Source organism: Algoriphagus sp., from assembly GCF_024642405.1.
In the GTDB taxonomy this organism is placed as follows: domain Bacteria; phylum Bacteroidota; class Bacteroidia; order Cytophagales; family Cyclobacteriaceae; genus Algoriphagus.
In genome coordinates this window covers 1-10,342 of record NZ_JAHEBC010000010.1, presented here as the reverse complement: position 1 = coordinate 10,342, position 10,342 = coordinate 1, and the positions used below count along the sequence as shown (strand labels likewise).

General features: G+C 38.0%; 11 protein-coding genes and 1 pseudogene. 7 read left to right on the top strand and 5 right to left on the bottom strand.

What is annotated here, in order from left to right:
* On the bottom strand, positions 1 to 991 hold a 991-nt coding region (locus tag Q0L68_RS01700; protein ID WP_296698539.1), incomplete at its 3' end, for a chloride channel protein.
* A 128-nt stretch (positions 992 to 1,119) separates the two neighbouring features.
* Between Q0L68_RS01700 and Q0L68_RS01695 the strand changes: the two genes are divergently transcribed.
* Positions 1,120 to 2,013, top strand: coding sequence for a TIGR01777 family oxidoreductase (locus tag Q0L68_RS01695; protein WP_296698495.1), 894 nt, complete (start codon positions 1,120 to 1,122; stop codon positions 2,011 to 2,013).
* A gap of 7 nt (positions 2,014 to 2,020) precedes the next feature.
* Here the strand turns inward: Q0L68_RS01695 and Q0L68_RS01690 are convergent, their stop codons facing one another.
* From Q0L68_RS01690 to Q0L68_RS01680, 3 genes are read right to left on the bottom strand one after another with little or no spacing between them, the layout of a single operon-like run.
* Entirely contained in the window at positions 2,021 to 2,194 is a 174-nt protein-coding gene (locus Q0L68_RS01690) for a PLDc N-terminal domain-containing protein (RefSeq protein ID WP_296698492.1), read from the bottom strand.
* Positions 2,195 to 2,200: 6 nt separating this feature from the next.
* The gene (locus tag Q0L68_RS01685) at positions 2,201 to 2,431 is read right to left on the bottom strand and encodes a PLD nuclease N-terminal domain-containing protein (protein WP_296698490.1); all 231 of its coding nucleotides are present in this window, start codon (positions 2,429 to 2,431) and stop codon (positions 2,201 to 2,203) included.
* Between the two features lie 2 nt (positions 2,432 to 2,433).
* Complete coding sequence (locus Q0L68_RS01680) at positions 2,434 to 2,706, bottom strand: PLD nuclease N-terminal domain-containing protein (protein WP_296698487.1); 273 nt, start codon at positions 2,704 to 2,706, stop codon at positions 2,434 to 2,436.
* A 95-nt stretch (positions 2,707 to 2,801) separates the two neighbouring features.
* Here Q0L68_RS01680 and Q0L68_RS01675 point away from each other — a divergent pair, with 95 nt between their 5' ends.
* From Q0L68_RS01675 to Q0L68_RS01650, 6 genes are all read left to right on the top strand, one after another.
* Positions 2,802 to 5,357: a M14 family zinc carboxypeptidase gene (locus Q0L68_RS01675; protein ID WP_296698484.1), complete on the top strand. Its 2,556-nt coding sequence runs from the start codon at positions 2,802 to 2,804 to the stop codon at positions 5,355 to 5,357.
* A 174-nt stretch (positions 5,358 to 5,531) separates the two neighbouring features.
* On the top strand, positions 5,532 to 6,662 hold the full coding sequence (locus tag Q0L68_RS01670) for an amidohydrolase family protein (RefSeq protein ID WP_296698482.1): 1,131 nt from the start codon (positions 5,532 to 5,534) through the stop codon (positions 6,660 to 6,662).
* A 351-nt stretch (positions 6,663 to 7,013) separates the two neighbouring features.
* Positions 7,014 to 7,820 carry a LytTR family DNA-binding domain-containing protein gene (locus tag Q0L68_RS01665; protein ID WP_296698480.1) on the top strand — a complete coding sequence of 269 codons (807 nt, stop codon included), beginning with the start codon at positions 7,014 to 7,016 and terminating at the stop codon, positions 7,818 to 7,820.
* A gap of 86 nt (positions 7,821 to 7,906) precedes the next feature.
* The gene (locus Q0L68_RS01660) at positions 7,907 to 8,524 is read left to right on the top strand and encodes an intradiol ring-cleavage dioxygenase (RefSeq protein WP_296698478.1); all 618 of its coding nucleotides are present in this window, start codon (positions 7,907 to 7,909) and stop codon (positions 8,522 to 8,524) included.
* The gene (locus Q0L68_RS01655; RefSeq protein WP_296698476.1) at positions 8,517 to 9,146 is read left to right on the top strand and encodes a YceI family protein; all 630 of its coding nucleotides are present in this window, start codon (positions 8,517 to 8,519) and stop codon (positions 9,144 to 9,146) included. The genes Q0L68_RS01660 and Q0L68_RS01655 overlap by 8 nt, the downstream gene beginning before the upstream one ends.
* Positions 9,147 to 9,173: 27 nt before the next feature.
* Positions 9,174 to 9,665, top strand: coding sequence for a hypothetical protein (locus Q0L68_RS01650; RefSeq protein WP_296698473.1), 492 nt, complete (start codon positions 9,174 to 9,176; stop codon positions 9,663 to 9,665).
* 103 nt (positions 9,666 to 9,768) lie between these two features.
* Here the strand turns inward: Q0L68_RS01650 and Q0L68_RS01645 are convergent.
* Positions 9,769 to 10,342 (bottom strand): annotated as a pseudogene (locus tag Q0L68_RS01645) (TonB-dependent receptor); the annotation flags it as partial.

Sequence of the window (10,342 nt, the reverse complement as noted above, 5' to 3'; positions counted from 1 at the left end):
CTGAAAGTGCATTCCCCAGTGTAGCACCAGTAAAAAATAGAGGAGTGACTTCTCCTCCTTTAAATCCTGCCCCAAGTGTAAATCCGGTCATTCCGGTTTTTACTAACCAATCATACCAAGGAAGAGGAGTTTGGAATGCCTCAACAATCCTAGGAACCCCTAATCCTATATAGACCGTGGTGTCCGAAATCCATACAATTAGCGCGATCAAGAGTCCACCTATGACCGGTCTTAAAGGTGGATAAGAAACCCATTTCGAAAATTGATGAGAAAAAAAGTGCGTAGTTTGGGCAAATAATCTACCTGAAAAACCAAAAGCAATTCCCGCAGGAATAATCCAGAGAAAGTTGACAATTGTGAAATCTGGAACCTCTGGAATGCTATAATGTGTATGCCCGACTCCCCACAAATTTGTACAAACATAGTTTGCTACAATGCCAGTCCAAAATGCCGGAAATACTGATTTCCAACGAAATTTTTTATTGAGCATCCACTCTAATGCGAAAATAGCTCCAGCAAGCGGGGTCCCAAAAACAGAGGCAAATCCTCCAGAAACTCCAGCAATTAAAACCAGTCTTCTTTCCTCTTTGGAAAGGTTAAACCATTTGGTGAGTTGGTCTGCCAAAGAGCCCCCCATTTGCACTGCAGTCCCTTCTCGGCCTGCTGACCCACCAAATAAATGCGTCGCAATTGTTCCAAATAGCACCAAAGGTGTCATCCTGAGAGGGATAGGTTTATGGGTTTGATAAAGTTCCTCTAGAAGTAAGTTGTTTCCTCTAACTGATGATTCGGCATACTTGAAATAAGTCCACCCTATTAATAAACCACCCAGTGGTAAAAGTGCGATTATCCACAGATTGTTATCCCTTGTTTGACCTGCCCAATCCAAAGCAACTAGAAAAAACGCAGAAGCAGTTCCTGCAAAGAATCCGACTAGTAAACCAAATCCAGTCCAACGAAATAAATAAGCAACCAGTGATGTGAAGTTCAATTCCTCTTTAAGAAGTTTCTCCCAAATTAGGCATAGAAAATGAAAGTGTATAAACGTAGAAAGAGGAATCTCTAAAATTGAAATTAACATATTCCCGATTTTCGGGTTAACTTCAAAAAAATCACCCTATGCAAAATATCCTAATTACCGGAGGTTCAGGCCTGATTGGCCAAAGAATTACTTCTTTACTGGAAGCACAGGGAAAATCCGTGGCTTGGCTTAGCAGAAATAAGCAATCACAAAAATCTTTTATTTGGGATATTGAAAAAGGAACAATTGAACCGGAAGCAATGGAATGGGCTGATGCTGTCATTCATTTAGCGGGTGCAGGTGTGGCTGATAAAAGATGGACAGATGAACGTAAAAAGTTGATTTTGGAATCCCGAACCAAATCCACCCAAATGCTTTACAATGCTATAGAAAAAGCAGATAAAAAACCAGACACTTTTATTTCAGCTTCAGCGATAGGTTATTATGGTTTTAATACTGGCACAACTTTAATGGAGGAGACTTCTGCAGCGGGAGGTGATTTTTTAGCAGAAGTAGTGATCGCATGGGAGGCAGCGGTGAAGAAGATTGAGAGTAGTCTTCACTTGAGAACAGTTTTGCTACGAATAGGAATTGTATTAGATAAAGAAGGAGGAGCTCTTGGAGAAATGCTCAAACCACCTGTTGCCGCCCCACTTGGTAAAGGAGATCAATGGATGAGCTGGATTCATATTGAGGATCTGGCAAAGATGTTCATTTTTGCTTTGGAGAAAACTACGCTTCAGGGAATATTCAATGCTGTTTCCCCAAACCCGGCAACGAATTATAGATTAACTCACGAAGCAGCAAGGGCAAAAGGAAAGCCTTTTGTTGGAATTGGGGTTCCGGGATTTGTTTTGAATTTAATTCTTGGAGAAATGTCCCAAATGGTGACAGGAGGTAATCGTGTTTCCTCGCAAAAAATCCAAAAAGCAGGGTTTGAATTTGATTACCCAATTTTAATTCCAGCTTTGAAGGATATTTTTAGTAGATAATAAAAGGTTAGATTCTCTTTCCCCTACCTATCAAAAACCATAATATGGTTCCGATAAACGGAACTAAAACCACGATTAATAACCAGATTAACCTGTCATTTGAGTTATGAAAGTTACTGACGACTACATCGTATATCGTAAAGATGTAGATAGCCAATCCAATAAATCCGAGTCCAAACATATTTTATTAAGTATAATTAGTTTTAGTGCCTTTTCCCATGATCAAATAAACGATTGGGCCTATAACTTGTGCAAAAAGGATAATCAAAAGCCATACAAGCTTCATACTGGGGTCTTTGTATTCTGATCGGACAATATCGACTAGACAATAAATCCATAGTATGATATACAAAAGGCTAAAAAACCATAAAACAAGAATTATTCCTCCGCCCATATTTTGAATAAAAGAAAGAGCCATGTTTAGTTACTTTGTTTTGAATGCGAAGAAAAATTGGGGTTAAATTTTCGATGATTTCTTTTTGTTCTTCGGTTCATACTTAAATAAAGAAAAGTGCCGATGACCGGAATCATCAAAATTATCAAAGCCCAGATCAGTTTCATGTGTTGATCTCGAAAATCCGAACGTACCATATCAATCAAGGCATAGATAGTAAATCCGAAATAGCCTACAAAAACTAAAAAACCTCCTAGTTGCCAAGCCAATAATCCATTTGATGGTGTTACTAATTCCATGTTACTTCTTCAATTATTTTAACCATTGAACCAAAATAGTTTTTTTTAAGGAATCTAAGTAAGAATTTAGTCGAAAGTTTAAACCATCTATTTATATGAAAAAGGGTACGCTATTGTTGATGTTATCTCTTTTTGCCATCATGAGTTATGCTCAGGTGGATTTGAGTTATTATTTACCTCAGGGTTATACCTATGATCCCAATATTCCGACTCCAAAAGAAGTTTTGGGATATGAGGTTGGAGAATGGCATGTGAGCCACGATCAATTAGTGATGTATATGAAAGCAGTCGCTGCTGCTTCGGATCGGGTTACTATTGAGGAAACAGGTAGAACATATGAAAAAAGACCGCAGGTTTTATTGACCATTACTTCGCCCACTAATCATGGGAGGATTGGTCAAATTAAAGCAGAACGAGCTAAACTAAGAGATGCAGGAGCTTCTGTGGATATAGCAAGCATGCCCATCGTGATGTTTATGGGATATTCTGTCCATGGAAATGAGCCAAGTGGGGCTAATTCATCTTTGTTGGCAATCTATCATTTTGCAGCAGCAAGTGAAGTAGGGCCGGATTTGGAAAATATGGTTTTACTTCTCGATCCAGCAATCAATCCTGATGGATTGAATCGATTTGCATCTTGGGTCAATTCTCATAAGTCTTATAACCTTAACGGGGATCCAAATGGTAGAGAATACAATGAAGCGTGGCCAAGAGGAAGGACTAATCACTATTGGTTTGATCTGAATAGAGATTGGCTTCCGGTTCAACACCCAGAATCAAGAAACAGAGTTCGCGTCTTTCAGGATTGGCTACCAAATATTCATTTGGATTTCCATGAGATGGGAAGTAACAGTACATTTTTCTTCCAGCCTGGCGTTCCAGCCAGAATGCACCCACTTACTCCAGAGAAGAATTTTGAACTCACCAAAAAAATCGGTGCATATCATGCAAAGGCTTTAGACAAGATCGGATCTCTTTACTATAATCAAGAGAACTATGATGATTTTTATTATGGAAAAGGATCGACATATCCTGACGTCCAAGGTTCTATAGGGATTTTATTTGAGCAGGCAAGTTCCAGAGGTCATTTGCAGGAAACAGACTATGGAATGTTAAGCTTTCCGTTTACCATAAGAAATCAATTCACTGCCAACCTTTCCTCCTATCAGGCAGCAAAAGAAATGCGTCAGGAGTTGAATCAATGGATGAAGGATTTTTACTCTGATATCAAAACTGAAAGCGATGCTGATGTTAATAAAGCATATATTTTTGGAAGCAAAGAGGATGATGCCAGAAGCTATCATCTGGCAGATTTAATCATTCAACATGATATCGAGGTCTTCAGTCTTAAGGAAGATATTACTTTAAATGGGCAAGAATTCAAAAAGGAGAATTCGTATATCGTTCCCGCTAATCAGCCTCAATACCGCTTGATCAAAGCTATGTTTGAGACGCGAACTTCTTTTGCAGACAGTTTATTTTATGACATTTCAGCATGGACCTACCCGATGGCTTTCAACTTGGATTATCAAGCTTTAAATAGCCGAATTTTGAATTTGGCCAGTGTTGAAAAAGTCGATAAGACTAATCTGAAAATGGCTCCTGGAAAAGTAATTGGAGCTCCTGGGGCTTATCAATATGCCATGGAGTGGACAGACTATTACGCACCGAAAGCTGCGAATAAGTTAATGAATGCGGGGTTTTTGGTTCGAGTGGCCCATGCAGAATTCAGTACTCCTGATGGCAAAACATTTGGAAGAGGTACTATTTTGATTGGCAAAGGAGACTCTGGAATGGATGAAAACGCCATGTATCAGAAATTGAATGAAATTGCTGCTGCAGCACATGTGGATATTTATGCCATTAATACGGGTTATACCGCAGGGATCAATATGGGGTCTACTTTTACGGACCCATTGGACAAACCTGAAATAGCGTTACTTGTAGAAGGTGGAGTAGATAGCTATGAGGCTGGGGAAATCTGGCATTTGCTCGATCAGCGAATGGAAATGGCCATCACCCTTCTTCCGATGGATGCAATTGGGGGAAATACTCTGGATCGATACAATGTGATCTTAATGCCTGATGGTCGCTACAATGGTCTTGGCAAATCTGGAGCTGCAACGCTCAAGGAATGGATTTCAAAGGGAGGTACCTTAGTAGCAAAAGGAGGAGCTCTTAGGTTCTTAGTATCACAGGAAGTAGGTTTATTTACGTTTAGAGCTGGTTCTGAACCTGAAACAGGACTTCAGAAAAACTATGCAGACTATGAGAATGCCACGGGAGCAAAAGTGACTGGTGGTGCTATTTTTAACGCAAAATTGGATTTAACTCATCCGATAGGTTATGGGTATACTAATTCTGACATCCATACTTTTAGAAATGACAATTTATTTATGGAGCCTTCGGGGAATCCATATGCAAACCCTTTGGTGTATACCGATAGCCCTTTGGCTTCTGGATATTTACATCCTTCTAATTTGGAGGGCTTGAAAAATGGTGGAGTGATTAGGATTTCTTCTGTTGGAAGTGGTAGAATAGTAGGTTTTGCAGATAATATGAATTTTAGAGCATTTTGGTTCGGTACAAACAAACTCTATCTGAACGCGATTTTCTTTGGACAAACTATCAATGGAGGAACTGGCAGGTAAAAACCTAGACTAAATTAATCTAAAGTCCCAGGCCAAATAGCTTGGGACTTTTTGTTTATTTGGCATTTAATTAATATAGTTTCAACCAATCTTGGAAATTTACCGTTTTACAAGTTATTGTTTTGAAATATTTAAAATACAGCTCACTAGTTCATTAAATACCCTTTAGCACTTATGAAAAATTCTTTACGTTTTGATTTGAAACTAATCGCAATTTCAATTTTTATCCTCTTTTCTTCAGGTACATATGCTCAGGAAATGAGTTTTGAAGAATATAATCCTCCTTCTACGCTCAAGGTACCTGAACACCCGGTTCAAAGAGCAAAATTCCCATTTGTGGATATTCATTCTCATCAAGGAGGAATTAATGAGCAAAGAATAGATGAATTGATTTCCGAAATGGATGAACTCAATATGGGAATATTGGTCAATCTGAGCGGCAGGGGCTTTCGAAATGGAGATAGTAATACGCAGCAAGAATACATCAGATCCATGATGAAGGAATTTAATACCCATGCTCCTGGCCGATTTATGGTGTTCACCAATTTGAATTTTGCAGGATTTGGGGATGAGAACTGGACTAGGATTGCCGTGAAGGAATTGGAAGAGGATGTTGCTGCTGGAGCAAGTGGACTAAAAATCTACAAAAGTCTGGGATTGAATGTGAATGATGTGAATGGAAATCGAGTTCCGGTAGATCATCCTGACTTAGATGCTGTTTGGGCTAAAGCTGGTGAATTAGGAATTCCAGTTATCATACATTCAGCCGATCCAGCTCAGTTTTGGCAGGAAATGGATGCCAATAATGAGCGCTGGTTGGAATTGAAAACACATCCCGGCCGTAAGAGAGGAGATGATAACCCTGCTCCTTTCGATCAAATCATGGCTGAGCAACATCATGTTTTTGAAAAGCATCCTGAGACGACTTTTATCAATGCACACATGGGCTGGATGGCCAATGATCTAGATGCTGCCAGTGCTCATTTGGAGAAATACCCAAATGTCAATTTCGGAATTGGTGCAGTAATCGCTGAATTTGGGAGACAACCGAAAAGAGCGAATGAGTTTTTTGAAAAATATCAGGATCGTGTGCTTTTTGGTAAGGATGCCTATAACAAAGAAGAGTATTATACCTATTTCAGAGTATTGGAAACAGAGGATGAATACTTTCCTTATTACAAAAAATATCATGCATTCTGGGCTATGTATGGCTTGGGACTTTCTGATGAAGTTTTGAAAAAGTTATATTATAAAAATGCTTTAAGGATTGTGCCAGGGATGGATAAATCTGTGTTTCCTGATTGATTTTTCGCAGGATTTAAGCATTTGAAAGAACATTTGAAGGATTAGTTATTTTGTCTACCTGGGTGGAATCAAAGGTTGCTTCTAATTTTTACCGGAATGTATAGCTGCTTTACATACCCTCTACTTATGGATAGAAAATCGCAAAATCTTTACATATGTTTAGAAGCATAGGAATTCAATGCTGCGAACTATTTGAATAGGCTCTCAGCTGATGACGTACTCCGAAATTGGAAACTAGACACCGGTAATTATATGTGAATGAGAAATTATTTGCGCTGCTGACAGCTAAATCATAGCTTTATGAAATCGTAAAAGGTTCTATCTGGTAATTGAAAAAATAAAAATAAACAGATGAATATCCTGCAAAAGAAACCCAGAATCAAAGCGACACTGAAATACATCGTCGTCTTGGTTCTGGTTTTGCTGGTCACGATTTTTCAGGATTACCTTCATTCACGGTACAACGACTATTCATTTTACGCTTCGGAATCTTTCCTTTTCAATTTATTTTGGATTCTGATTTTGCCGGTTGCACTCCTCTTTAATCTTGTTTTCAAAAGGATTTCAACGCTTGAAACTATTCAAGGATTATTGGTAAAAAGGCTTCTTTTTGTATTCCTAGCCTCCATTTTTCATATTTTGCTTTTCGCGGGTTTAGTCCATTTGATTTCAGCCCTTTTCTATGACCACACATTTAACTTCCTCAGAAATTTGAGATTTACTCTTTCCGAAGACCTCTATAAATACTTGTTAATTTATTCGGTCATTGCTTTGGTACTAATTCGGAAAAAGAATTTGATAGAAGAAACAGTCAATAAAAAGGAATTCCTTAACCAACTTATTGTAGAATCTGGCCGGACAAAAACTGGGATTAAAACCTCTGATATTATCTACATCGCAGCTGAAGCCCCATACATAGCGATTCATACTGCTGCAAAAAAATATTTGCATTCAGAGACTCTTAAATCAATGTTGAATAAACTGAATTCTGAGGAATTTGTAAGAATTCATAAGTCAACTATTGTTAATCTTACACAGGTTAGCTCGTACAAGTCCCGTCTCAATGGTGACTACGACATCCATCTTTCTAATAATCAAGAACTCCGATTAAGCAGGAATTATGTGGATAACTTCAAACAGAAGTTTTCATCTCGTTAATCGTCTTAACCTACTTTTCCATCCTCTTAGCCAAGTCGATTTTTTGTCAAAAGAACTTTTCCCAACCTTTTGGAAAAAATCCAGCGATGACAAAATCACTATTATTTCTCTCGGTATTAATTTCTTTTTCATGTCAAGCTCAAAGATCCTCTGATAAAATTGTTGGAGGTGCATGTGAAGGTTGTGACGCTATTTTTGAGTATGGTGAAAAAGAGCTTGGTCCGACCGATACGCTTCCGCTCTTTTTGGAAAATGAGCCCAAGCTAAAAATCACAGGCAGAGTATTTGATATGGATGGAAAAACTCCTGCTTCAGATGTGATCATTTACATCTATCATACTAACCGAAATGGTATTTATCAGAAGAAAGGAGATGAAACAGGCTGGGCAAAACGCCATGGTTTTATTCGTGGTTGGGTGAAAACGGATGCTACTGGCAATTATACTTTTTACACCTTTCTACCCGGTGCCTATCCAAGTAGATTTGAACCAGTACACATTCATCTTACAGTCAAGGAACCCGGAAAAACAGCATATTATCTTGATGAATATGTTTTCGAAGATGACCCACTTTTGACGGATCAAATCAAGGAGAACTTAGACTTTAGAGGTGGTATTGGCTTAACAAACCCAATCTTTGAAAATAAGATTCTTACCATACATCGTAATCTTATTCTAGGCTTAAATATACCTGATTATGAATAAAGCGGTTTTCGGTTTCATGTCACTTTTGCTTTTCAGTGTTACAGAGGAAAAAGAAAGAAGCGGTCGGTTCGATTTTGAGAACAGCTTCATCTCCTCTGCTGCCATTAAATTCGATACCTTAACTATTGATCCTATTAAATCTAAGATAGTCTGGAAAGGAACGAAGATGATGGGGTTGGGAAGTCACGAAGGCGATATTGCTATTCAAAATGGATTTTTACTCTTTCAAAATCAGGAGCTTTCAGGTGGGGAAATCAAGGTGAATATGCGTGAAATCAAAGTAACAGATATCCCAGCAACTGATCCTATTCCAATCAAAAATCTTACAGATCACCTCAAAAGCCCTGACTTTTTTGATGTGGATAAGTACCCTTTTTCGGTTTTATATTTTCGCTCAATTGAAAAACTTCAAAATAATAAATTAGGAATCACCGCATCACTCATAATCAAAGGAACTTCAAATTTTGTACACTTTGAGGCGGAAAAAGTAAGTAATAACCATTTTCAAGCATACCTTCAAATTGATCGCTTTGAATGGGATATTGCCTACAGGGGTAGTTGGGTAGATCGCACATTAGTTGATCAGGAAATAGATCTAAGTGTTGAAATAGTATGTAATTGAGCAAATGTTTCCTTTATTAAGGAATCAATGAATCAACGTCAATTCACTTATAAAAAACAATCGCCAGGAATTGATAGCGCTCAGCTATTAGGAATATGCCTCATTGCTTGTGGTATCATTGTTCTACTTTTCCCTTTTTTCTTCGAGGTAAATACTAATTCACTGAAAATAGGGATTGTTGGTGGAGGTGCAGTTTTAATTGGATTTCTTTTGCTCTCAATCCATTCAGGGGTCATTATTAATTTTCAGACTAGAAAATTTAAGGAATATCAAAGTTTCCTTTGGTTCAAAATGGGAGAATGGGTGGAGTTACCTAAAATTGAAGGTGTTGAATTAATTCATCACAGCTATAAAAGTGTAAATACCCCAAATGGAATCAGCCCTACACTATCGAGTAATACCACTGTCTATAAATGTGTATTAATTGCAAACGGCACAAAGTTTTTAGCATTTGACTTTAATAAAGAAAAAGATGCGATCGAAGCGATGAAGGAAATTGGGGATGGTTTAGGCATTTGAAGAACTAAATTCCACTTTTTCGACTATATTTTTTAAGTCAAAAAAAGCACAGATTTTAAGAAAGTAATTCTGTTGAAATCCGTGCTTTAGTTGATTTTAATTCTTAGAATTTCAGATTCAACCCCAACATAAAGTTGGTTCCAGCCATCGGGTAATAGTAATTTTCGGTGATTAATTCTCTTCCAGAATCGCTTGGAATGAAATAGCTAAACGTATAGCCATTTGGCTCATATAGTTCATTGAATATGTTATTCACCAGCAAGTTGACTTCCAGGCTTTTGAAAAATCTCGGCTGAACCTGGTAGTTGATTCGAATATCATTGGTAAAGAAAGCATCCAAAGATCTACTGTCATTGGCTGAATTATCCAGAAACTGTTTCCCTACATATTTTGACATCCAATTGAGCGAAAGATTATCAATCGGCTTAAACTCAATAACTGCGGATGCAATAGTATTTGGAGAAAATGCGATGTCTGTATCTTCATAGACAAATGCCTCTTGCTGGAATTCTGCAGTACTGTAATCATCTACATACTCTGTAAATTCCTCAATCTTATTTTGGCTTAAAGTAAGGTTTCCTCCCAAGGTCAGGGATTTTGAAACTTGATATGCCCCAGAAAGTTCGATTCCAGCGCGGTAAGAATTGGCTACATTCTCCCGAATATAAGCTCCCACA